Here is a 22,956-nt window from a genome sequence, read left to right as displayed (position 1 = left end):
TCGTGTGGCGACGCTCATCATGAGCGTCGCCACACGTCCATGACCCATTTCCCCGTCCCCTTTTCTCTTGCGTGCCCATGACACGGCGCCTGCGCATCCTCGTTGGCATCCTCGTTGTCACCGGTATCTTGATCGTCGCGTTCCTCATTTTCGCACGGTACGAACTCACAGCATCATTCCCGCCGGCCTCCGGCTCTGTTGGGATGCCGGGCCTCATCGATGAGGTCCGTGTCCGACGCGATGCCTACGGCGTCCCCCATATCATTGCCACGAACGAACACGATGCGTTGTACGCGCTGGGGGTCGTCCATGCACAGGACCGCCTCTGGCAGATGGATATGCAGCGGCGGGCCGCGATGGGAGAGCTGTCCGAGGTCGTCGGTGCCCCTACGATCCCCTTCGACAAGATGTTCCGGATCATCGGGCTCCGCAGGACGGCAGAGCGCATTGAGAAGCAACTTCCGGATGATACGCGCCGGAAGCTTCAATGGTACGCCGATGGTGTGAATGCATGGATCCATCACCAGAAGGGTTCGTATCCGGTGGAGTTCGACATCCTCCGGTATGAACCGCGGGATTGGACGCCCTTGCATTCGATCCTGGTGGCGAGGCTCATTGCGTGGGAACTCAATCTCTCATGGTGGACTGACGTTACGTATGGCGCTCTGGAAGAGAAGTTGGGTGCCGATCGTGTCCGGGACATCCTGCCGACATACGAATATGATCCGACGGCCCCGACGGCCCCGGTAGTACCGGCGGCCACCAGCACAGGGGGCACTGCCGCGCTCTCGTATCTTCATACCGCACAGGAGTACCGGGCATTCATGGGCAGGCCTCTGGCGCCCGGAGGCAGCAATGCGTGGGCCGTGGCACCTTCGCGCTCGCTCACCGGTGCCGCGATCCTTGCGAATGATACCCATCTCCATCTCACCTCACCTTCGCAGTGGTACGAAGTGCAGTACGATATCCCCGGCCTCCTGGTCTGCGGCATGTCCATTCCCGGAGTGCCCGGGGTCGTGACCGGGCGGAATGACTCCATTGCGTGGGGGGTGACCAACCTCATGGCCGATGATGCCGATTTCTTCATCGAGGAGATCAATGACTCGGCGAAGACCTACCGGCGCGGCGATGCATGGGTGCCCCTGCAGTTCATCGAAGAAGAGATACCCGTACGCAACGACACGGCCGTGACCATTCAGGTCCGGTTGACATCGCACGGACCCATCGTCACCGACATCGCCACGTCCCTGAACCGCACGCGGCCCCGCTTTACGGCCAGCATGCGTTGGGTGGGATACGAACCCGATGATCAGGTCGGGACCTTCCTGCGTTTGAACCGTGCCCGTTCATGGGGCGAGTTCACGAAAGCGCTGAGCACCTTCAGTGTGCCGGGACAGAATTTCGTGTATGCGGATGTCAAAGGGCACATCGGGTATGTGTGTGCCGCGCGGCTGCCGATCCGCGGGCGTGGACGCGGCCTGCTCCCTGTGCCGGGATGGGAACCGGGTTCTGGGTGGACCGGGTTCGTACCGTTCGAATCGTTGCCGCGCCAGCTGGATCCGGCGGAAGGCTTCATCGCCAGTGCGAACAACAAGATCGGTGCGGATGCCGCTCCCTCTGTGATCGGTGATCTCTGGGAGCCGTCGTCGCGCATACGGCGCCTGCGTGGGGTCCTCGGAGAACCGGGCGCGAAGTTCAGCGTCCGCGCATTCGAAGATCTTCAGAATGATACATACTCGCAGTATGCCCGCGACCTCGCGCCCATGGTGGAAGCAGCATTTGCGGACAGCGTTGTCGGCACTGCGTATGCGGCAAAGGTCGGGCCCTACTTCCGGAACTGGAACCATCGGTTCGACAGATCGGACATTGCGACGGCCATCTATCAGGTCTTCCTCAATCATTTGCTGCGCAACATCTATCTGGACGAGATGGGCGACGACATCTTCCATGACTGGTGCATGCTGGTGAACATTCCTCTGCGCGTGACCGCGCGGCTGCTCCGCGAGAACACGTCACCCTGGTTCGACGATGTGCGCACGGCGCAGTCCGAAACGCGCGACATGATCGTGGCGCGCAGCGCCCGTGAAACGCTCGAGGATCTTACGGCGCGTTTCGGGCCGGCAACGAAGGAATGGCGGTGGGAGGCGCTGCATACGGTGACACTGCACCATCCGTTCGGCATGCAGAAGCCATTGGACCGCCTCTTTGATATCGGCCCGTTCCCGTATCCGGGTGGATCGACGAGCATGATGAGCGGAGAGTACAGTATCACGGAACCGTACGAAGTGACCGTTGGAGCGTCCTATCGGCAGATCTTCGATCTTGGCGACCGGCGGGAGTACCGCTCGGTCCTGCCATCGGGGGAATCCGGCCAGGTGTTACACCGTCACTACGACGATCAGACCCCGCTCTGGCTGTCGGGGCGCTATCGCATCGTGCGGATGGATGCGGCCGGCGATGGGGTTGAGGAGCTGTTGCTCAAGCCTGGAAAGGCCGACTGATGGACATTCCTGATGCATTGCGGAATGCGTTGAAGACCGCTTCGATGGTGACGGCATTCACCGGTGCCGGGATCTCGGCGGAGAGTGGCGTGCCGACATTTCGCAGTGCAGGCGGACTGTGGAAGAAGATGCGGCCGGAGGAACTCGCAAGCATGGATGGGTTTCTCCGCAATCCGGCCCTGGTGTGGGAGTGGTATGCGGAGCGCAAGCGTATCATTGCCGACGTTCAGCCGAACCCGGGACATCGGGCGCTCGCGCAGATGCAGGACCTCTTTCCGCGATTCGAGGTGGTGACGCAGAATATCGACAACCTTCACCGCAGGGCCGGCAGCCGTGTGGTGCATGAGTTGCATGGCAACATCGAGCGGAACTACTGCATGGAGTGCGGCCGCACCTACAGCAACGAATCGGTCCTTGCTATGGAAGGCGTGCCTTCGTGCACCGACTGCAAGGGGCGTATCCGCCCCGATGTCGTCTGGTTCGGCGAGAGCCTGCCCGAGGACGAATGGGAAGCGGGCGTGCACGCCGCGGAATATGCCGATATCTTCTTCTCCATCGGAACCTCCGCCGTGGTCTATCCTGCCGCATCGCTGCCTGTGATGGCGAGACGGGCGGGGGCAGTACTTGTCGAAGTGAATCCCGAGCCAACCCCCCTCACACCGGATGTCGACGTGTTTCTTCAGGGGGCTGCCGGCGCAGTGATGCCGGCAGTGTACGAATGCGCATTGCGTGAACGAAAGGGAAAACGATGAGGATCATTCCGGGCAAAGCCCGCATAGTGTGTACCCTGGGGCCTGCGTCGCACGATGCGGCCGTCCTGATGCGGATGATCGAGGTGGGGATGGACGTTGCACGGTTGAATTTTTCGCATGGATCGCATGCAGACCACGCGAAGCTGATCGCGACGGTCCGCGAGGCCGCGGATCAATGCGGGGCTGCCGTGGCCTTGATGCAGGACCTTCAGGGGCCCAAGATCCGGATCGGTCAACTCTCCACGCCGTCGATCGATGTCCCGTCGGGCAGTACCCTGGTGATCACCACCGAACCTATCGTCGGCGGTCCCGGACGGGTGTCGACCGTTTTCACGCCGCTCCCCTCGGAGGTCCATCAGGGTGACACCATCCTTCTGGATGACGGCAAGATCCGGCTCGCGGTGAACCGTGTCGAGGGGAAAGAGGTCATCTGCGATGTCATTGCCGGCGGCACACTCAGTCCGCGTAAAGGCATGAACCTCCCCGGTGTCGCACTCACCATTCCTGCCTTCACACCGAAAGATCTTGAAGATCTTGCGTTCGGGATCGCGAACGGCGTGGACTATACGGCACTGTCGTTCGTGCGCTCGGCCGAGGACATCCGCGCCCTGCGCGCCGCGATCACGGCCCTGCCAGGCGGGTCCGGCACCCACCCCATCATCGCCAAGATCGAGAAACCACAGGCGCTCCGGAACATCGACAGCATCATTGCAGAGGCTGATGGGATCATGGTGGCGCGTGGCGACCTGGGAGTGGAAGTTCCGCCGGAGGAGGTGCCTCTCCATCAGAAGAGCATCATCAACCGGTGTATCCGGGCCGGTAAGCCCGTCATCGTTGCCACGCAGATGTTCGAATCCATGATCACGAATCCCACGCCGACGCGGGCGGAGGCAAGCGACGTTGCCAACGCGATCCTGGATGGGGCGGATGCCGTGATGCTCAGTGGTGAGACCTCGGTGGGTGCGTATCCGGTGGACGCCGTGGCGATGATGACGCGGATCATCAACAATATTGAGACCCATGCATCGAGTACGCGCATGGACGACCGGTACGTCGTGCACGAAGACCGCGGGCATCAGGCGGCGCTCGGCAGAGCGGCATGCGTCCTTGCGGAGCAGATCGGTGCAGCGGCCATCGTTGCGGTCACCCAGACCGGCTCCACCGCGCGCATCGTTGCCCGGTACCGGCCGCGCACTCCGCTCGTAGCGGTGACCACCTCCGCGGCGACGCTACGGCGTCTGAACCTGGTGTGGGGCGTGCAGGGCGTGATGGCGGACCCTGTGCAACAGGATTCCGACAGGACGTTGCGGGCGGTGGAAGCGAAGTTGCTGGATGAAGGCATCCTGCGGAGCGGCGATCCGTACGTCCTCATCGCCGGCCAGCCGCTGTTCGCGGGGGGGAGTACGAATATGATCAAGGTGGAGAAGATGGGATAGGGGAACAACGGTAGGAGTGGTGCACATGCACAGGGGCGGTCCCGCAAGCGGGACCGCCCCTGTCGTCGTTCATGGACTCTCTCCAGGGTGGGCGCTGGAAGAAGTCCTCCCGCCCTGCTGCGCATGCCTTACTTCTTCTTCGCCGGCGCCTTCGCCGGCTTCTTCTCCGGCTTCTTTTCCGGCGCCTTCTCCGGCTTCTTCGCCGCGGGCTTCGGGGGTTCGGTGAATTCGAAGAGCCGGTCCAGCATGGAGATCTTCAGGAGACTCATCACCTTCTGATTCGCGTTCAGCAAACGCACCGTGCCGCCGTGCTCCTTCATCTTCCTTTCGGCGATGAGGAGTGCGCTCAGCCCGCTGCTATCGCAGAACTCGACCTCCTTGAGATCGATGATCAGGTGGTCGATCTTTGGCTTTGCGATGATCAGGAACTCGCCTTTGAGTTCCGATGCCATGGTGGAATCCAGCTTCTTCTCGTGCAGCGTCAGGGTCACCGACGTGCCATCATTCTGTACTTCGAACTTCATGGTCTCTCTCCTCCGCGGCAAGTCCCGCGCCGCGCGTGCATGCTCAGAACATCTTCAGACAGGATGCGAGACGCTCGTACACGCCGGGTCCGCGCGTGTTGCCGGTCTGCACCTGCAGGTTGTAGAAGGTATCCGCGCCGGGTTTCGTGAAGCCGACACGCACGCGAGCGCCGCTTGCCTTACAAATATACCCCGAGGGGAGAAGGAAGTCAAGATTCAGATCGATCGCGATATCGAAGGGCTTGCCCGCGATCCGTTGCAGCAATGCCCCGGGGGGATGAAAGAATCGCGTCACCTGCTGTGCGCTGATCCGCAGGATCTCGCTATGCGGCATCAACGCCGTGATGCCGTTGTCCAGGGCATCGGCGATGACGGTGATGTGATCGTCACCGTACCGTGACCGCACCAGCTCGATGATAGCAGCCGTGGACTGCTGTGTGGGAGCGAGCGGCAGGACGAGCAGGACGCGCTTCCCGGCCGAGAGGGCACCGGTAAAGGTCATGGCCTGATCGGGTTTGGAACGGAACGAGAATCGTGCAAGGTGCAGGCCAATGGAACGGCGTGTGGATTCGAACATGGGATCTCAGGATATCATGCGCAGCAGTTCGGCTTCGCTGAGCAGCGGGACGCCGAGTTCGCGAGCGCGTGTGAGTTTGGAGCCGGCATCTTCGCCGACCAGGACGTACGAGACGGTCTTGCTGACGCCGGATGCAACCTTTCCCCCGTGGTGTTCAATGAGCTTGCGTGCTTCATCGCGTGCGTAGGTCGGCAGCGTACCGGTGATCACGAAGGTCTTGCCGGTCAGTGTGCCTCCTGACGCGGTTGCGGCACCCGCGAATTGCAGGCCGGCCTTCTTCAGGGCCTTGAGTGTTGCGCGATTGTGGGTATCGCCGAAGAAATGGATGATGCTTGCTGCGATCTTGGGGCCGATGGCCGGCGTCTCGCGCAGCGATGTCTCCGTGGCCGCCTGCAGCGCCTCGATCGATGTGAATGCGTCGGCGAGCGTGCGCGCGACACCCGCGCCGACATGGCGAATGCCGAGAGCGAACAGGACCCGGTGGAACGGCTGGTGTTTGCTGCGTTCGATGGCGTCCAGCAGGTTCCCGGCGCTCTTCTCTCCCCAGCGCTCGAGTGCTGTCAATGCGGCACGGTGCTTCTCCAGGGAGTACAGGTCCCCGATGTTCTTCACGATCCCCTGTGCGACAAGCTGATCCACCGCCGCTTCTCCCAGCCCTTCGATATCCATGGCCCCGCGTGACGCGAAGTGCTCGATGCGCCCGCGCACCTGCGCAGGGCAATCGGCGTTCTCGCAATAGTAGTTCACCTCTTCTTCACCCCGGTAAATGGGTGAGCCACACACGGGGCAGATCCCTGGCATCGTGAACGGTGTGGATCCTCCGGGGCGCCGGGTGAGGACCACGTCGCTGACTTTCGGGATCACATCGCCACCCTTCTCGACCACCACCGTATCGCCGATGCGGATGTCGAGCTCGGTGATGTAGTCCACATTGTGCAGCGTGGCCCGGGACACGGTGGATCCACCGACGAAGACCGGGGTGAGTTCTGCCACAGGAGTGACGGCACCGGTCCTGCCCACCTGGAGCGTGATACCCTGCAGGACCGTCTCCTCCTTGCGCGCGCGGAACTTGAATGCGATCGCCCAGCGGGGGCTCCTGGCGATGGTCCCGAGTTCCTCCTGCTGCGCAAGGGCATCGACCTTGATCACCACGCCATCGATGTCGTAGGGGAGTTCATCGCGATGTTCCTCCCAATGCTGCCAGAAGGCAATGATGTCGTCCACGGACGTGCAGCGCCGGGCGTGTGGATTCACCGGGAAGCCGAATGTTCGCAGTTGCTCCAGGTTCTCGCTATGGGCCCTGAGGCGCGCGGCAGGGGCATACAGAGCGTACATGAAGCAGTGGATCGGACGTTCCGCGACGATCGCCGGGTCCTGCAGTTTCAGCGTTCCTGCCGCGGCATTGCGGGGATTGATGAAGGTCTTTTCGTCCGCCGCGGCACGCTGCTTGTTCAACTCCGCGAAGCCTTCACGCGGCAGGTAGGCCTCACCGCGGACCACAATGTCATCGAATCCCTTTCCCGCTGTGCGCAACCGCAGGGGGAGGGAGCGCACGGTGCGGAGGTTGTTGGTGATGTCGTCGCCTTGAACGCCATCACCGCGTGTCGCTCCCTGTGCGAAGGATCCGTTGCGATACCGCAGGGTGATCGCTACCCCGTCGATCTTGAGTTCCGCCATATAGACCGGGGTTGCCGTGCCCAGAAGCTCGCGCACCCGGCGGTCGAAGTCCCGGATCTCCTCTTCAGAATAGGAATTGGCGAGACTCAACATCGGCGGGTCGTGCACAACCGTTGCGAACTCCTTGCTGGGCGCACCGCCGACACGCTGCGAAGGCGAATCGGGTGTCACCAGTGACGGGTAGGCGGCTTCGAGGTCCTGCAATTCCCGCATCATTGCATCGTACGCCTCATCGGCGATGACCGGTTCTGCGAGGACGTAGTACCGATGATCGTGATCGCGGATCTCCTCGCGGAGGGCCTCGGCGCGCTTCTGCGCTGCAGCGGGAGTGCGCTTCATGGCTGCGGGTCTGTCTGGATGGGCGAGGTGAGGGCCTCGCGTGTGAGTTCAACATCGCGCAGCACGGCACCGCGTTTCCCGAGCGTGCCGAGATCACGTGCATTCAGGTGGAACTGCACACCGCCGGCGTTGCCGAGCGTGATGGTGAAGCGGTCGCGTGCACGCCACTTCCGGCGGCTGCCCGGCGCGAACAAATGGTCCACCGGGGGATTGGCATCGATCGCGATCTGGATCCACACGGAATCGGTGACCGCAGCATGCAAGGTGAGACTGTCGCGTGCGTTGCCCGGCAGTGGTACGGCCACTGCCACGGCACTGTCCTTCGGCATCAGGCGCTGCTCCGTTTCACGCAGGATCGCTCCGATGGGTACTTCGCCGGTGCCGCCTTGTTCCGGGTCCGGCTGTGTGAGATAGATGATCATGGCGATACCGAGGAGGACGACCGCCGTCACACCCCACGAGCGTACGCCGGGGCGGGAAAGGAACGGTGTTGCTTCCGGTTCGGCGTCGGCCGCCGGTGTCGGCCGGACGGGTGCAGGAGGTGGAGGCGGTTCGGGAGTACCGCTCTTGCCTTCGAACCGGCGCATGACATACGCAGGGTCGAGGCCGACGCTGGCCGCGTACGCCCGCAGGAACGCGCGCACGTAGGCAGCGGGAAGAATGTCCGTTTCGCCGGCCTCGATCGCCTTCAGAAAATCGATGTTGATCAGCGTGCTCTGCGCGATGTCGTCCAGCGACATGCCGCGCGCCTCGCGCGCTGCCCGGAGTTCGGTAAAGAGGTCGGCCTTGGTCATGGGGTCGTTGCAGGGTCCTGTTGGAACGTTCGCTGATCGAGAACTTTGCGCACCTTGAAGGCGAGGGTATCGAGCTGGAAGGGCTTCTGCACGAAGCCGTTCACCTCACTGGCGAATCGTGGCGTATCGATGATGCCTTTGCCATACCCTGAAACGATGATGACGCGCAGGTTGGGATTCACGGCGCGGAGGTGTTCGAATGCCTCGATGCCCGACATCACGGGCATATTGATATCCAGCAGCACGAGGTCGATCGAAGCCTGACGCGTCTTGTAGAACTCCAACCCCTCCTGTCCGTTGCTCGCGATGTAGACCGTGTAGCCGAGATTCGTCAGGATATCCCGTGCCACTTCACAGAGGTATGCTTCGTCGTCAATGACAAGGATGTGTTCCGTACCGTGGGGAAGACGGGGCCGCCGTTTGCGCGCCTCGGCCTGAATGCCTGCGGTATGCGGAAGGGAGATGGTGAAGGTGGTACCGACGGCGTCCACGCTCTCGAGATTGATGAACCCCTTGTGATTCTGCACGACGCCATAGACCACCGAAAGGCCGAGTCCGGTGCCGTTATCCTTGGTCGTGAAGAACGGTTCGAAGATCCTGTCCTGGATCTCTTTGGGGATGCCCCGGCCGGTATCGTTCACGCGGATCTCCACGAATGGTCCCGGCCGTGTGGAAGAGAATCTGCTGCCGGTGAGAGTGTCCGCGGTGACGAGTTGTGTCGTCACCGTCAATGTCCCCGCCCCATTCATTGCATCGCGGGCATTCAGGAACAGGTTGAGAAGCGCCTGCTGGATCTGTCCGTCGTCGCCGTTCACGGTGAGCGGTGTATCCGCGAGATTCGTTCGGACCGTGATATCCTTGGACACACTGCGCTGGTAGAGGTCGAGGGTCTCCTGCACAAGGGAGTTGATGTCCACCGGAGCGGTGATCGTCTCCGTCTTCCGTGCGAAGGTCAGGAGTTGACGGGTGAGTGATGAGCCGCGGCGTGCGGAGGATTCGATGATCTCGACATACTTCGTGAGTTTGTTCCGTTCGCTGATGTGGCGGCGCATGATGGAGGCGGAGCCAAGGATCGCCGCGAGGATGTTGTTGAAGTCGTGTGCGATGCCGCCTGCCAGGTTCCCGATGCTGTCGATCTTCTGTGCGTGGAGGAGCGCATCTTCCATACGCTTGCGTTCGGTGATGTCGCGTGCCACGATGCGGGCGGTGACCGTGTGCCCGGTCTCGTCGAAGACCATGGTGGTGTTCAGGAGGACGAAGAATGCGCGGCCTCCGAGCGTCACCATCTGCTCCTCCACCTCCTTCAGCGCCTTGCCTTCCGTGAACATCTGGAGGAGCATGGCATCCACCGAGGGCCGGCGTTCGGGCGAACAGAGTGTACTGAAGGGCCTGCCGATGATCTGCGCCGGTGTCGATTCCAGGAGTGATGCGCCATGACGGTTGCATCCGACAATGATATGCTGCCGGTTCACACTCAGATAGATGTCGGGTGCGTTCTCGAAGAGATCCGCATAGCGGTGTTCGGATTGCCGGACGCGTTCGAACAGGCGGGCATTGTGGATGGCGACGCTGATGTGGTTGCCGAAGGTCTCGGCGAGCTCGGCCTGCTTCGAGCTGAGCATACCGTACGACGGTCCGGCAACGACGAGGACCCCGGCGATGGCGTCCTTGGTGCGCAGAGGCATCGAGGCCCAGAACTGGACCCCCTGGATCTTGAGGGATTCCGGGATGCGGCCCCGTTCGAGGCGGCTTTCCCGTTCCACGCGTGGCTGGTTCAACCACATGCGAGGCGACCGGGGGAAGGGTTCCACCGCTGCGAGGATGTCGATATCGCTCCCTTCGGCGCAGCGCAACGTCAGGAGCGTTCCTTCATCAATGTAGATCCACGCATAGGGGGTGTTGAGGACCTCGGTGATCCTGGTCAGAGCGGTGCGGAGGACGTAGTCGAGGTCAACGACCCTGTTCACCGCTTCAGCAACGGCATTCAGCGCGAGGAGCTGGCGGCGTTGTTCATCGAGCCGGCGGCTATTCAGGAGAGAGAAATAGACGCTGGTGAAGCCGAAGATCCCGACGGTGACGATGCTGACGAAATCCATGAACCGGGGCTGGGCGCCCGTTGCCGCCATCACGCTGATGATCGTTGCCATACTGACGACCACCGCGGTGGAAGCCACCATCTGGGCCTGCTCGACGGGGCCGAGGCTGCTCAGAAAGAACCGGAGGGCTTTAACGGGGTTCAACATGAAGAAATGTACGAAATGCAGGGATGAGTGCAAAGTGCGCGGCATCAGGAAAAAAGAAGTCCCGCCGAGATGCCGGCGGGACTCTTGTCCTACAACCTTGAAATGAAGATCTTAGCGCTTGCTGGAGAGAACGGATTCCTTGCAGGCCTTTGCAACGCGGAACTTCACGACGGTCTTTGCCGGGATCGTGATGGTTTCGCCGGTCTTCGGGTTGCGGCCGAGGCGCTCTTTGCGATGGACAAGCACGAGCTTGCCGATGCCAGGCAGGGTGAACGTGTTCTTTGCTTCTTTGTATGCCAGATTCGCGAGCTCTTCGAACACCGCCACGACATCCTTCTTCTTCATATCAAACTTGTTGGCAAAGTGGGCGATGATCGCCGTCTTGGACATTGCCTTAGCAGTTGCTTTCGCCATTGATCCTCCTTAGAGTGGTTGAAGATACACGTAGGTACGGGGTGAAGATAGCATAATCCCCTGTAAATTCAAACAAAATAATGATCTCCGCGCCGCCGTCATATGTCGCGTTCGAGCGGCCGGGAGTCACCCGATCGCGAGATGAGGTCCACCGGGCACCGTGGCAGCGAATCAAGGAGCATCTTTCCGTATCCTCGCCGGAGAATGCGCGAGTCGAGGATACTCACCACGCCGCGGTCTTCCACCGATCGGATGAGCCGGCCTGCGCCCTGGCGGAGTTTGAGGGCTGCCTCCGGAAGCGAATAGGCGAAAAACGCCCGTTCTCCACGACTTTCAACATCTTCGAGGCGTGCTTCGATCAGCGGATGGGTGGGCACGGAGAACGGCAGGCGGGTGATGATGACATGTTCCAGCGCCTCGCCCGGCACATCCACCCCCATCCAGAAGCTGTCCAACCCGAAGAGCACGGAGTGGATGTCGCGCTTGAACTCATCCAGCAGGTCGTGCCTTGAGTACTCGGACCCCTGTACAAGCAAACGGATGCCATCGCCCGCGAGGTCCTCGCTCACTGCACGTGCTGCGGCCTGCATGGAAGCTGCGCTCGTGAAGAGGACCAGGGCCTTTCCCTGGCTCCGGCGAATGAAGGAGAGCAGTGTCGCGGGAAGTTCGCGCGCATAGTCCGGCGAGTCGGGTTCGGGCATATCCTCCGCGATCCATATGCGCATCTGACGATAGAGGTCGAACGGGGAATCCAGGGTGAGGGTGCGTGCGGACACGCCGCCCAGCCGTTCCTGGACGTACCGCATGTCGCCGTCCACGGAAAGGGTGGCACTCGTGAGGATCACCGGGCCATGCGGTCCGAACAATTGTTCTTCGAGCGAGGGCCCGACGTGGAATGGCACCATGCAGAGCGTGACATTGTCCTGTGGCGGCCTCCGCACCTCCACCCAGTAGGCATGGCGGTCGCTGGCGAAGGTGAGAAAATCTTCGAGCGTGCGGAGATCTTCCTCCAGCGATTCCCGTGCGGCAGCGATCTCCCGCGCCCGGATGGCGTCATCGATACTGGATTCAACGCCAGCGAGCGTCTGCACAAGGTCGGAGAGGGGCATGGAGAGGACGTCGGCGACGAGGCCGGGCGTTTTGATCCGTACCTGAAGCGAATCGCGTGATGCTCCTGCGCGGGATGTCGTGACCGGCGGGAGTGACCTCGCCACGGTATCGAAGAACGCGTCGACAAGTTCTTCCATCCCTTTGAATGCGGTCTTCACATTGCGCTTCGCATCAGAGAGAAGTCCGCGCTTCGAACGGGGGTTGTACAGGCGATGGAGTGTTGCAATGACCCCGCGCCGTGACAGCCGCCGGCCCAGTCCCTCAGCGGCGATCGCCTCGAGCGTGTGGGCCTCATCGAAGATGACAAAATCTCCCGGGAACAGGAACTGGTCTTCGGTACGCAGGTACGGGAGCAACGAAAAGAAGAGCGAATGGTTCACGATCAGCAATTGGGACTTGCGTGCGCGCTCCTTCGCTCGTTGAAAGAAGCACCGTCCGCCGCATGTCTGCGATGTGCACACGCCAGGTTCTGAACACACAGCATTCCATACGGTGGCGGAAGGAATGAATCCGAGTCCGCTGACGTCGCCATCGGGTGTTCCTTCTGCCCAGACCGCGATGCGGCTGAGTTCGTCGGATTCTTCCGGAGGGAACATCGAGCCGCGTGATGCCAGAGCTGCATCGAGCCGCGTCGTGCAGAGATAGTTGCGCCGGCCCTTCAGGAGGACCGCGGAGAATTCCGCCCCGAGCAGCTGCCGGCAGAGCGGGATATCCTTGTAGAGCAATTGTTCCTGAAGGTTCTTGGTGTGCGTCGAGATGATCGCTTTTCGCTCGTTCTGCATCGCGTAGGCGATCGACGGCATCAGATAGGCGAGGGTCTTGCCGACGCCTGTTGGCGCTTCGATGAAGAGGTGGTGCTGCTCCGACAATGCCTCGAGCACCGCATGAGCCATTGCGTGTTGCTGGGGGCGGTGCGCGAACCCCGAGATCTGCTCGAGTGTTCCGTCCTGACCGAGGATCGAGTCTATTGTTGCTGCGGGGTCGTGCATGATGAGCAAGGTACGGAAAACGGTGGCCCCTTGCCACCCATCTGTATTTTCACCCGATTTTGTACTATCATAGAGACATGCGAATTGTCGGAATGCTCCTGGTTGTGGTGATGGTCTGTCACGCGGGCGGTGCTGCTCAGACCGACAGCACGCATACGTCCGGCCGACTGGATGCCACCGTCCTGCAGGATGCCGGTACGTTCTGGAGTGCATTCCTCTTCATCGGAAGTGCGCCCTCACGGTGGAACGGCCAGGACATCGGGCTCGCCGGTGGCATTGTTGCGAGCACCGGAGTGGTTGCCTTCGGTGATGATGCGGTCTCGGGCGGCTTCCGGGCCTTCAAGGGCCGGACAGGCGACCGTCTGGAATCTGTTGTGCGCATGTACGGCGAAGTGTGGGTGCTTGCTGTACTCTGCGGCAGCTCCTACGCCGCGGGTTTGTTCACAGGCGACCGATGGGTGCGGGAGACCGCATTCCTTGCCGGCACAGGGCTCATCCTGACGGCAGGCGCCACACAGGTGTTGAAATACACTGCCGGCCGTGCACGACCGTACACCCTCGAGGGACCCGGGCAGTTCCGGATGCTCTCTCCGGATGATGACCACCACTCCTTCCCCTCCGGCCATACAGCCGCAGCCTTCTCCCTCTCCACGGTACTCGCGCATCAGATCGGCAATGACTGGGCTACCGCCGGCCTCTATACGCTGGCTGCCATGACCTCGCTGTCCAGAGTATACGCGGGTGAGCACTGGTTTTCCGATTGTGTGTTCAGTGCCATACTCTCCACAGCGATCACACATTCGCTGTTGCAGTGGTATGATACCCGCATGGCTCCGGAACGGGAAAGGGGATTGCACATCGTCCCTGGCCCGGCCGGCGTGTCGTTCGTCTATAATTTTTAGAACAGGGAACGCGGGCTTCGCGGATCGTCCGTTCTTCCCGGGGGTGCATTGCCATGGTGGTGCCACACAAGGATCCCTCCGGGGATGTCCGGTGGTGGTCCGGACTCTTCGGGTATGCCGGCGCACCCCCATGGCGTCTGCGATCCTGCATCAGCAGGTCGAGGTGATCCAGCGCCTCACAGCGGACCCTCGAATGGCTCCCTTCTCCGACCAGGTCCGGGCCTGTGGCCTCGGCTCATCCGTATCCCTTCCTGTGCAGGTGTCCGGGATGTTCAACGGGTGTCTGGACGTCTATGCTGCGGAGATCGACTATTTCGATGCTGAGGAGATGGCCGTCCTGCATGAGATCCGCGGCGATCTGATCTTTGCGTTGGGCAATCTGGCGCGCGATGGGCAGCCACGCGCACCTGAATAGCTTCACACCGTATCCGGCGGCCCGGTTCGCTCCTGAACTCCCCCGTGAGGCATGTGGCCATAGTTGTTCACGCGAGATCAGGGATCGATGTGGTGGATCGCGGGTCCTACCTGAGAGTCCTGCTAAAACTTCGTCGCACAATGCATTGGCACCCTCTTCCTGCCGCCCCCCCCGCATCCTCGTGGTATGATGTTTGTTACATCCATTCGTGAGGGGAAAACGCGCTGCTCCGGCGTGCTATGCAGGCATAGAACGCCGGGTCACTCATTGTCTATCCGGCCACCATCGAATGAGGCCCTCTGTGCGACGCTTCTGGAACATTCTTACGCAATCGAGCATCATGTCCAAATTCATCATTCCCACCGCTCTCATCATACTGGGGGCTGTAGGGGTGTGTGCATGGCTCCTCTCGAACTATGTGAGTGAGCAGATACAGACAAGTACGACCGAACTCGTCCATGCGAGGTCGGAACAGGCACTGAACGTTCTCGCATCCACGCATAGCCTGATGAAGCAGCGTGTTGAGGTTGCGATGGGGATCCTCCGTTCCGAAGGGGATCGGCTCGGTACGCCCGGACTCGGTGGGATGACCCGTGTGGGAGCAGAGTCCGTGCCGTCACTCCTCCTGGCGGAAGCAGTCAGGCCAATGCATTCGGTCTCGTTGACCGTGTGAAGTCGTTGACCGGCAGCACGGCAACTCTCTTCGTCCGCAGGGGTGAGAGTTTCATCCGGGTCTCGACGAACGTCCAGAAGCAAGATGGATCACGGGCGATCGGCACATTGCTGGATCCGAACGGAAAGGCCATCGTGGCCATTCGAGAGGGGCGGTCATTTTCCGGCGTGGTGGACATCCTGGGGGAGCCATATTTCACTTCCTATGAACCGATGCGCGCGCGCACCGGAGAAGTCGTCGGCATCTGGTATGTGGGATATCCTATCTCCACACTGAAGGAGCTGGGCAAGGCGATCGAGCAGACCCACATCCTCCAGGGCGGCTTTGTCGCTCTGGTCGACGCAAAGAACAAAACGCGCTTTTCCACGAAAGGGGTTCCGGTTGAGACCATCGAGAAACTTGCTGTCGCCGATGCGTCCCTGTCCACCGATTGGGTCGTCGAGCACAACAAATTCGATCCCTGGGGGTACGGCGTCGTTATCGGCTATCCGCGGACCGATGTTGATGCGATCATCTCATCGGCCCGGACGAGCATTCTCATTGTCGGTGGTGTGATCGCGGTGCTCATCTGCGGTTTGATCGCGATGCTGGTCCGCCGCTCCATCGTCCGCCCGGTCGGGATCCTGGTGCATGCTGCAGATGCGCTTGCACAGGGAGATGTGTCGATCTCGATCCCGGAAATGGGCCATGACGAAATGGGCAGCCTCTCACGGTCGTTCGCCGCTATCGTTGATGCATCGCGTGATCGCGCCGAAGCTGCACGCCGGATCTCCGAAGGGGATCTTTCGATCACCGTAACGCAGAGGACGGACCGCGATGTGCTGGGTCTTGCCCTCGCACGCGCACTCACCGAGTTGCAGAACCTCGTGCGTGAATCGGAACGGCTCTCCGGTGCCGCCATTGCAGGACAACTGTCGGTCCGGAGCGAAGCGGACAAGTTTCAGGGCGGGTATCGTGCGATCCTCAGCGGTTTCAACAACACCCTGGATGCGGTCGTTGGCCCGCTCAACATGGCCGCGGAGTACGTGGACCGCATCTCGAAGGGCGACATCCCGGCGAAGATCACCGACACCTACAACGGTGATTTCAACGAGATCAAGAACAACCTGAACCTGGCCATCGATGCGGTGAACGCCCTCGTGGCCGATGCCGGCATGCTGTCCAGGGCAGCGGTGGAAGGCAAACTCGCTGCGCGCGCCGATGCGACGAAGCACGGCGGTGATTTCCGGAAGATCGTGCAGGGGGTGAATGACACGCTGGATGCGGTGATCGGACCGCTGAATGTGGCCGCCGAGTACGTGGACCGGATCTCCAAGGGTGACGTCCCGGCGAAGATCACGGACAACTACAACGGCGATTTCAACGAGATCAAGAACAACCTGAATCAGGCGATCAACGCCGTGAGCATGCTGGTCGCGGATGCGCATCTGCTGTCGCGTGCCGCCGTGGAAGGCAAACTTGCCACGCGTGCCGATGCCACGAAGCATCAGGGCGACTTCCGGAAGATCGTGCAGGGCGTGAACGAAACGCTCGATTCCGTCATTGGCCCGTTGAACGTTGCGGCGGAGTACGTGGACCGGATCTCCAAGGGCGACATCCCGGCGAAGATCACGGACAGCTACAACGGCGATTTCAACGAGATCAAGAACAACCTGAACCAGGCGATCGGCGCGGTGAACGCGCTGGTGGCCGATGCGGTGCTGCTGTCGCAGGCGGCGGTGGAAGGCCGTCTGGCCACGCGTGCCGATGCGTCGAAGCATCAGGGTGATTTCCGGAAGATCGTCCAGGGGGTGAACGACACGCTGGATGCGGTGATCAAACCGGTGCAGGAAGGGTCGAACACGCTGGCGGTGATGGCGACGGGCGATATGACGGCGCGGATGAACGGGGACTACCGCGGCGATCTGCAGCTCATCAAGGAGAGCATCAACAAGGTGGGCGGCTCCCTGCAGGAAGCCTTGCGGAAGGTGAGCGAGGCCGTGAGCGCGACGGCGAGTGCCTCGAGCCAGATCAGCTCGAGCACGGAGGAGATGGCTGCCGGGGCACAGGAACAGACGAGCCAGGCGGGAGAAGTGGCGAGCGCAGTGGAGGAGATGACCAAGACCATCCTGGAGAACTCCAAGAACGCGAGCGCAGCGGCCGAGACGGCGAAGCTCGCGCGTGTGAGTGCGGAGCATGGTGGCGAGGTCGTTGGTGAGACGGTCGAAGGGATGAAGCGCATCGCCGGCGTGGTGAACAAGAGCGCCGAAACGGTGAAGGAGCTCGGGAAGTCGAGCGATCAGATCGGTGAGATCATCGGCGTGATCGACGACATCGCGGACCAGACGAACCTGCTGGCTCTGAACGCGGCCATTGAAGCAGCCCGCGCAGGGGACCAGGGGCGCGGGTTTGCGGTCGTGGCGGACGAGGTCAGGAAGCTGGCCGAGCGGACGACGAAGGCGACGAAAGAGATCGCCGGGATGATCAAGAAGATCCAGTCGGATACCACGGGTGCTGTCCGGTCGATGGAAGAGGGGACGCACGAGGTGGAACGCGGGATCGAGCTGGCCGACAAGGCAGGCGCGAGCCTGAAGGAGATCGTGGGGGTGAGCCAGAAGGTGACGGACATGGTCACGCAGATCGCGGCCGCAAGCGAGGAGCAGTCGAGTGCGAGCGAGCAGATCTCGAAGAACGTCGAGGGCATCTCGCAAGGTGACGAGCGAAACAGGCGCAGGGGACGCAGCAGATCGCGCGTGCCGCGGAGGATCTCAACCGGCTCACGGAGAATCTGCAACGTCTCATCGGCGACTTCAAGCTCGGCCGCAATGACGGTATGCGGAGCGACGGTGCGCGCAGCGGCGTTGCCGTACGGGAGAACGGCGCGCTGGTGGCCGGATGAATGCCGACATCAGATATCTGAATTGTCTGAATGAACAGCCGGCGCCAGGGAAGGATCGGCGGGCCACGGGCCCCGCCCTTCCCTCGTGACTGGCGCTACAGCCGCTCGCGGATCGCTTTCGAGATCTTGTCGACCGCATCCTGAGCGGCTTTCGTGAGGCCATCGAGGTCCTCGCGGAGTTGCGGCCCGACCGTGTCCTGAAAATGCTGCTTCTCGATCTCGAGAATGAACGTCCCGAGCTTCCGCCGGTCGTCCTTCGATAGTGCCTGTATCTCGGCTTTCAGCTGGTCCAGCGTCATCGTACCCTCTCGTTCGATCTTCGCGTTCTGTCCTTCGGTGAGCTCTTCCTTGATAGGAACGGAAGATCAGGCGGGATGTTGCACGGCCTCTCCGATCCGGTGCCTGTATCCCACCACCCGTACCTTTTCCATTGTCACCAGCCCCTCGGTCACATGCGCGTCGATGAAGGGCATCAGCAGCGCGAGCCGCTCTTCGGTGTCGACGATCTCGATCACCACCGGAAGGTCCACGGACAGGTCAAGGAGTTTTGCGGAGTGGATGCGGCTGCTGGCGCCGTAGCCGAGCACGCCGCGGAGCACCGTGGCGCCGGCCAGATTCAGTTCGCGCGCCCTGGTGACGATGGCCTCGTACAACGGTACGCCATGGTGCTTGTCGTTGATGCCCACGTAGACCCTGAGCAGGAGCGCTTCATCGGGAAGTTTCATCATGCCTCCATGTGTCAGTGAACGATCTTCGAAAGGAGACGGAACCCGTAGATGCCGAGGACGACCGCGAGCAAGCCAACGACAACGCTGAGGAGAATGTTCGCTGCGGCAAGCCGGATCTCGCCGCCGCGCAGCAAATGGAATGATTCGAGCGAAAAGGTCGAGAACGTGGTGTAGGCCCCCAGGAACCCGATCGTCAGGAAGCTGCGCCACTCGGCGGATGCCAGCGATGTTTCGAACAGCTCGGCAAGGAAGCCGATCGCGAACGAACCGGTCAGGTTGATGATCAACGTTCCCCAGGGAAAGGACGTCCCGGTCTGCCCATGGATCCATGTTGCCAGGCCGTAGCGGGCAACAGCTCCGAGGGAGCCACCGAGAGCGATGAGGAGCACATTCTGCATACGTGATGACCTTTCGTGGCCGTTGAGGGTCCGGGCGACACCGGAAGATAGCGATACCGGATGAGAAGCGAAAGCCGCGGGGGGATTTCTGCTTGGATTCCTCATGGTGCGTTCGTACATTGACAGATCACTCCCACGAATGCGGGCGTCCTTTGGGTTTCACTCTCCTCGATTACACTATCGTCATCGTCTATCTTGCGGGTGTCACGGTCGCAGGTATCCTGGTGGCCGGCAAGCAGAAGACCTCGCGGGACTACTTCCTTGGCGGCAAGAGCATGTCGTGGTGGTCTGTCGGTTTTTCGATCGTGGCGAGTGAGACGAGCACCCTGACCTTCATCAGCATACCCGGGCTCGCGTACCGGTCGGATATGCATTTCCTCCAGCTGGTGTTCGGCTATTTCATCGGCCGGTTGCTGGTGAGCGTGTTCTTCATCCCTGCGTATTATGCCGGTGACCTTGAGACGGCATACGACTTTCTCGGGAAGCGTTTCGGCATCCCCCTGCGGAAGTTCACGTCGAGCGTCTTCATCACGACCCGGGTCCTTGCCTCGGGCGTCCGCCTTTTTGCCACGGCGATACCTGTGCACCTCATCACCGGCCTGGATTACGGCACGAGCATCCTGATCATCGGCGTCTTCACGTTGATCTACACGTATCTCGGCGGCCTCAAGGCGGTCGTTGCCATGGATGTCGTGCAAATGGGGATCTATCTGAGCGGTGCCATCGCGTCGATGGTGCTCATTCTGTATGCGTTGCCGAACGGCTGGCAGGATGTGGTGTTCTATGCCACACGGAACGGCCTGAACAAATTTGAGATCATCAATACCGGCGGCGGATCGGATCTGATGTCGTTCCTTGCATCGCCGTACACACTGGCGGGCGGGTTACTGGGCGGCACATTCCTGACCATGGCCTCCCACGGGACGGACCAGTTGCTCGTCCAGCGGTTGCTGGGGTGCCGTACCCGATGGGAAAGCCAGAAAGCATTGATGCTCGACGCCACCTTCATCGTGATCCAGTTCGCATTCTTCCTGACGCTCGGGTTGTGCCTGTACGCCTTCTATCAGGGCGTACCGTTTCAGGACCTGGGGCTCCGATCGTCGGATGAGATCTTCCCGCGCTTCATCGTGACCCAGCTTCCGTCGGGCCTCTCCGGACTTCTCATCGCCGGTGTTCTCGCATCGGCCATGGGGACGCTCTCCTCGTCCATCAGTTCGCTCGCGTCGTCGACCTTCCTGGACATCTTCAAGATGACCGCGAAGGGGCGCTCACTGGACAGCGCGGCAGAGCTGCGGTGGTCGCGGGCCCTGACCCTCGTGTGGGGGATCGTCCTGATCGGTGGAGCGATGCTGTTCACCGACACCACGAATCCGGTCGTGGAGATCGGGCTCAAGATCGCATCGTTCACGTATGGCGGGCTTCTCGGTACGTTCTTCCTCGGTCTCTTGTTCCGCCGGCTCATTGAACGGGATGCGTTCATCGGGTTCATGACGGGGATCGCGGCGATGGTCGCGGTCATGACCTTCACACGGATAGATTACACCTGGCACACCCTCATCGGATGCGGTGCCACGATCGCCGGCGGGAATTGCGCTGCGTACATCCGGAGGTGGATGGCAGGGCCGCCGACCCAGGACACGACAGTACACTAAACATCTTCATCTGTTCACAGCGACGGAGGATCCGACGTGCATATCACACTCCTCGATTGGGTTGTCATCGGTATCACCCTGCTCGTGTGCTTCGGGCCAGCGCTCTTCTTCGGAAAGCGTGCAGGGAAGAGCACGGCGGAGTTCTTCGCCTCGGGGCGTTCCGTGCCGTGGTGGTTGGCGGGGCTCTCGATGGTGGCGACCACCTTCAGCAGCGATACGCCGAACCTCGTCACTGACATCGTCCGCCGGCAGGGTGTTGCGGGCAACTGGGTGTGGTGGGCATTCGTGCTGACGGGTGTTGCGACGGTCTTCTTCTACGCGCGCCTCTGGCGGCGTTCGGGGGTGATGACCGACCTGGAGTTCTATGAGATCCGCTACTCCGGCAAGGCTGCGAGCGTGGTGCGCGGGTTCCGGTCGGTGTATCTCGGCCTCTTCTTCAACTGTATGATCATGGCAACGGTGAACCTTGCCGCGTGCAAGATCGCCGGCATCCTGTTCGGCATGGACCGGTGGCAGACGCTGCTGATCGTCGGGACGCTCAACGTCGTGTTCGCCACGCACTCGGGGTTGTGGGGCGTGCTGGTGATCGACATGATCCAGTTCTTCATCAAGATGACCGCCGTGATCGCCGCGGCGTACTTCGCCCTGCAGCTTCCGCAGGTCGGCGGGCTGTCCGGGCTGGTGGACAAGCTCTCCACGGCGACGGGACCGAACGGCATCAACTATCTGAACATGCTCCCCGATTTCAGCAACAACTGGGACATCGCGGTCGCGATCTTCATCATGCCGATCGCCGTGCAGTGGTGGGCGGTCTGGTATCCGGGTGCGGAGCCGGGCGGCGGCAGTTACATTGCGCAGCGTATGCTCGCCTCGAAGTCGGAACGCGATGCCCTCGGCGCAGTGCTGTTCTTCAATGTGGCACATTACGTCCTCCGCCCCTGGCCGTGGATCCTCGTCGGCCTTGCATCGATCATCGTGTATCCGCAGCTCTCGGACATCCAGGCGGCGTTCCCGAACCTGGATCCGGGTCTTCTCGGGCACGACATCGCATATCCTGCCATGCTCAAGTTCCTGCCGGTCGGCTTCGTCGGTTTGATGGTCGGCGGTCTGATCGCCGCGAATTCGAGCACGATCCTGACCCATCTGAACTGGGGCGCGTCATATCTGGTGCACGATTTCTACCGCAGGTTCATCAAGAAGAACGAGACCGAGCATCACTACGTGACGGCCGGGCGGGTGGTCACGATCATCCTGTTCTTCGCATCGTCGGGGGCGGTCTACCTTCTGGACACTGCGAAAGACGCCTTCGATATCATCCTGCAGGTTGGTGCGGGCACGGGGTTGTTGTATCTCGTGCGTTGGTTCTGGTGGCGGGTGAATGCCTGGAGCGAGATCGTTGCGATGGCGAGTTCGTTCCTGGTCTCGATCGGCTTCCTCATTCTCAAGAAGGAAGACATCGTGTTCAGCACGCATGTGGCGTTGTTGCTCACGATCGGCATTACCACGGTATGCTGGGTGGCGACGGCGCTGTTCGGTCCGGAGACCGAGCGTGAAGTGCTGATCGCGTTCTACAAGAAGGTACGCCCGTTCGGTCCGGGATGGAAGGTGATCCGGGAAGCGGCCGGCCTGCCGGAAGAGACATCGAAGCTGGCGGGTGACAATATTCCCCTCGCGTTGTTGGGATGGGTGGCAGGGTGTTCGCTGGTGTGGTCTGCCCTGTTCACGGTCGGCAATTTCCTGTACGGGCGGATGATGCTTGCGGGGATCCTGTTCGGGGTCTTCCTCGTTGCCGGTGTCGCATTGCTGTACGTCGTGAACAAATTGTGGACGGAGAAGGGGGCGGGGGCGTCGTAGGCGCCGTCGGGGGTTGTCGTGATTGCCCGTGGTTAGGTGGGCAGCACCACCCCCCCTGCCTCCATGGGTCGATGCATTGCTGTTGTAGGGGCCGAGCATG

General features: G+C 61.4%; 19 protein-coding genes. 9 read left to right on the top strand and 10 right to left on the bottom strand.

Features of this window, described 5'->3' with window-relative positions; translation table 11 throughout:
- Window positions 1–77 precede the first annotated feature (77 nt).
- The 3 genes from IPI01_13940 to pyk are packed head-to-tail and all read left to right on the top strand — an operon-like array spanning window position 78 to window position 4,689.
- Window positions 78–2,501: a penicillin acylase family protein gene (locus tag IPI01_13940; protein MBK7258869.1), complete on the top strand. Its 2,424-nt coding sequence runs from the start codon at window positions 78–80 to the stop codon at window positions 2,499–2,501.
- Window positions 2,501–3,253, top strand: coding sequence for an NAD-dependent deacylase (locus IPI01_13935; GenBank protein MBK7258868.1), 753 nt, complete (start codon window positions 2,501–2,503; stop codon window positions 3,251–3,253). Before IPI01_13940 ends, IPI01_13935 begins: the two co-directional genes overlap by 1 nt.
- Complete coding sequence (gene pyk, locus IPI01_13930) at window positions 3,250–4,689, top strand: pyruvate kinase (GenBank protein MBK7258867.1); 1,440 nt, start codon at window positions 3,250–3,252, stop codon at window positions 4,687–4,689. The genes IPI01_13935 and pyk overlap by 4 nt, the downstream gene beginning before the upstream one ends.
- Before the next feature lie 128 nt (window positions 4,690–4,817).
- On the opposite strand, the gene IPI01_13925 is transcribed toward pyk, so the two are convergent.
- The 7 genes from IPI01_13925 to IPI01_13895 form a co-directional block, all read right to left on the bottom strand.
- Window positions 4,818–5,213 carry an STAS domain-containing protein gene (locus IPI01_13925; protein ID MBK7258866.1) on the bottom strand — a complete coding sequence of 132 codons (396 nt, stop codon included), beginning with the start codon at window positions 5,211–5,213 and terminating at the stop codon, window positions 4,818–4,820.
- Window positions 5,214–5,256: 43 nt separating this feature from the next.
- The gene (locus tag IPI01_13920) at window positions 5,257–5,790 is read right to left on the bottom strand and encodes a hypothetical protein (protein ID MBK7258865.1); all 534 of its coding nucleotides are present in this window, start codon (window positions 5,788–5,790) and stop codon (window positions 5,257–5,259) included.
- A gap of 6 nt (window positions 5,791–5,796) precedes the next feature.
- A complete protein-coding gene (gene ligA / locus IPI01_13915) occupies window positions 5,797–7,806 on the bottom strand; it encodes an NAD-dependent DNA ligase LigA (protein ID MBK7258864.1) in 2,010 nt (669 codons plus the stop codon).
- On the bottom strand, window positions 7,803–8,600 hold the full coding sequence (locus tag IPI01_13910; protein ID MBK7258863.1) for a DUF4115 domain-containing protein: 798 nt from the start codon (window positions 8,598–8,600) through the stop codon (window positions 7,803–7,805). The genes ligA and IPI01_13910 overlap by 4 nt, the downstream gene beginning before the upstream one ends.
- Window positions 8,597–10,843 carry a response regulator gene (locus IPI01_13905; protein MBK7258862.1) on the bottom strand — a complete coding sequence of 749 codons (2,247 nt, stop codon included), beginning with the start codon at window positions 10,841–10,843 and terminating at the stop codon, window positions 8,597–8,599. The genes IPI01_13910 and IPI01_13905 overlap by 4 nt, the downstream gene beginning before the upstream one ends.
- Before the next feature lie 111 nt (window positions 10,844–10,954).
- Entirely contained in the window at window positions 10,955–11,257 is a 303-nt protein-coding gene (locus IPI01_13900; protein ID MBK7258861.1) for an HU family DNA-binding protein, read from the bottom strand.
- Window positions 11,258–11,355: 98 nt separating this feature from the next.
- Window positions 11,356–13,356 carry a DEAD/DEAH box helicase gene (locus tag IPI01_13895; protein ID MBK7258860.1) on the bottom strand — a complete coding sequence of 667 codons (2,001 nt, stop codon included), beginning with the start codon at window positions 13,354–13,356 and terminating at the stop codon, window positions 11,356–11,358.
- Between the two features lie 77 nt (window positions 13,357–13,433).
- On the opposite strand from IPI01_13895, the gene IPI01_13890 reads away from it, so the two are divergent.
- From IPI01_13890 to IPI01_13875, 4 genes are all read left to right on the top strand, one after another.
- A complete protein-coding gene (locus tag IPI01_13890) occupies window positions 13,434–14,258 on the top strand; it encodes a phosphatase PAP2 family protein (protein ID MBK7258859.1) in 825 nt (274 codons plus the stop codon).
- 130 nt (window positions 14,259–14,388) lie between these two features.
- The gene (locus IPI01_13885) at window positions 14,389–14,673 is read left to right on the top strand and encodes a GAF domain-containing protein (protein ID MBK7258858.1); all 285 of its coding nucleotides are present in this window, start codon (window positions 14,389–14,391) and stop codon (window positions 14,671–14,673) included.
- Window positions 14,674–14,974: 301 nt separating this feature from the next.
- Window positions 14,975–15,346 carry a hypothetical protein gene (locus IPI01_13880; GenBank protein MBK7258857.1) on the top strand — a complete coding sequence of 124 codons (372 nt, stop codon included), beginning with the start codon at window positions 14,975–14,977 and terminating at the stop codon, window positions 15,344–15,346.
- Entirely contained in the window at window positions 15,343–18,258 is a 2,916-nt protein-coding gene (locus IPI01_13875; GenBank protein ID MBK7258856.1) for a Cache 3/Cache 2 fusion domain-containing protein, read from the top strand. Before IPI01_13880 ends, IPI01_13875 begins: the two co-directional genes overlap by 4 nt.
- Window positions 18,259–18,319: 61 nt before the next feature.
- On the opposite strand, the gene IPI01_13870 is transcribed toward IPI01_13875, so the two are convergent.
- The 3 genes from IPI01_13870 to crcB all read right to left on the bottom strand — a co-directional run bounded on the left by IPI01_13870 (window position 18,320) and on the right by crcB (window position 19,350).
- Window positions 18,320–18,523: a hypothetical protein gene (locus tag IPI01_13870; GenBank protein ID MBK7258855.1), complete on the bottom strand. Its 204-nt coding sequence runs from the start codon at window positions 18,521–18,523 to the stop codon at window positions 18,320–18,322.
- A gap of 66 nt (window positions 18,524–18,589) precedes the next feature.
- On the bottom strand, window positions 18,590–18,949 hold the full coding sequence (locus tag IPI01_13865; protein ID MBK7258854.1) for a DUF190 domain-containing protein: 360 nt from the start codon (window positions 18,947–18,949) through the stop codon (window positions 18,590–18,592).
- 14 nt (window positions 18,950–18,963) lie between these two features.
- On the bottom strand, window positions 18,964–19,350 hold the full coding sequence (gene crcB, locus IPI01_13860; protein MBK7258853.1) for a fluoride efflux transporter CrcB: 387 nt from the start codon (window positions 19,348–19,350) through the stop codon (window positions 18,964–18,966).
- Between the two features lie 152 nt (window positions 19,351–19,502).
- Here crcB and IPI01_13855 point away from each other — a divergent pair, with 152 nt between their 5' ends.
- Together IPI01_13855 and IPI01_13850 are read left to right on the top strand one after the other, a co-directional pair.
- Window positions 19,503–21,002: a sodium/solute symporter gene (locus IPI01_13855; protein MBK7258852.1), complete on the top strand. Its 1,500-nt coding sequence runs from the start codon at window positions 19,503–19,505 to the stop codon at window positions 21,000–21,002.
- Window positions 21,003–21,038: 36 nt separating this feature from the next.
- Complete coding sequence (locus IPI01_13850) at window positions 21,039–22,856, top strand: Na+:solute symporter (protein MBK7258851.1); 1,818 nt, start codon at window positions 21,039–21,041, stop codon at window positions 22,854–22,856.
- The last annotated feature ends 100 nt before the right edge of the window (window positions 22,857–22,956 follow it).

The organism is Ignavibacteriota bacterium (assembly GCA_016707525.1).
Classification (GTDB): Bacteria; Bacteroidota; Ignavibacteria; order UBA10030; family UBA6906; genus JAGDMK01.
Note: the sequence above shows the minus strand (reverse complement) of the source record. Positions and strands in the feature narration are given on the sequence as shown.

Bases quoted from the DNA above. Each gene is read 5' to 3' on its own strand.
- IPI01_13940 (MBK7258869.1), top strand. From the start codon at position 78: ATGACACGGCGCCTGCGCATCCTCGTTGGCATCCTCGTTGTCACCGGT.
- IPI01_13935 (MBK7258868.1), top strand. From the start codon at position 2,501: ATGGACATTCCTGATGCATTGCGGAATGCGTTGAAGACCGCTTCGATG.
- pyk (MBK7258867.1), top strand. From the start codon at position 3,250: ATGAGGATCATTCCGGGCAAAGCCCGCATAGTGTGTACCCTGGGGCCT.
- IPI01_13925 (MBK7258866.1), bottom strand. From the start codon at position 5,213: ATGAAGTTCGAAGTACAGAATGATGGCACGTCGGTGACCCTGACGCTG.
- IPI01_13920 (MBK7258865.1), bottom strand. From the start codon at position 5,790: ATGTTCGAATCCACACGCCGTTCCATTGGCCTGCACCTTGCACGATTC.
- ligA (MBK7258864.1), bottom strand. From the start codon at position 7,806: ATGAAGCGCACTCCCGCTGCAGCGCAGAAGCGCGCCGAGGCCCTCCGC.
- IPI01_13910 (MBK7258863.1), bottom strand. From the start codon at position 8,600: ATGACCAAGGCCGACCTCTTTACCGAACTCCGGGCAGCGCGCGAGGCG.
- IPI01_13905 (MBK7258862.1), bottom strand. From the start codon at position 10,843: ATGTTGAACCCCGTTAAAGCCCTCCGGTTCTTTCTGAGCAGCCTCGGC.
- IPI01_13900 (MBK7258861.1), bottom strand. From the start codon at position 11,257: ATGGCGAAAGCAACTGCTAAGGCAATGTCCAAGACGGCGATCATCGCC.
- IPI01_13895 (MBK7258860.1), bottom strand. From the start codon at position 13,356: ATGCACGACCCCGCAGCAACAATAGACTCGATCCTCGGTCAGGACGGA.
- IPI01_13890 (MBK7258859.1), top strand. From the start codon at position 13,434: ATGCGAATTGTCGGAATGCTCCTGGTTGTGGTGATGGTCTGTCACGCG.
- IPI01_13885 (MBK7258858.1), top strand. From the start codon at position 14,389: ATGGCGTCTGCGATCCTGCATCAGCAGGTCGAGGTGATCCAGCGCCTC.
- IPI01_13870 (MBK7258855.1), bottom strand. From the start codon at position 18,523: ATGACGCTGGACCAGCTGAAAGCCGAGATACAGGCACTATCGAAGGAC.
- IPI01_13865 (MBK7258854.1), bottom strand. From the start codon at position 18,949: ATGAAACTTCCCGATGAAGCGCTCCTGCTCAGGGTCTACGTGGGCATC.
- crcB (MBK7258853.1), bottom strand. From the start codon at position 19,350: ATGCAGAATGTGCTCCTCATCGCTCTCGGTGGCTCCCTCGGAGCTGTT.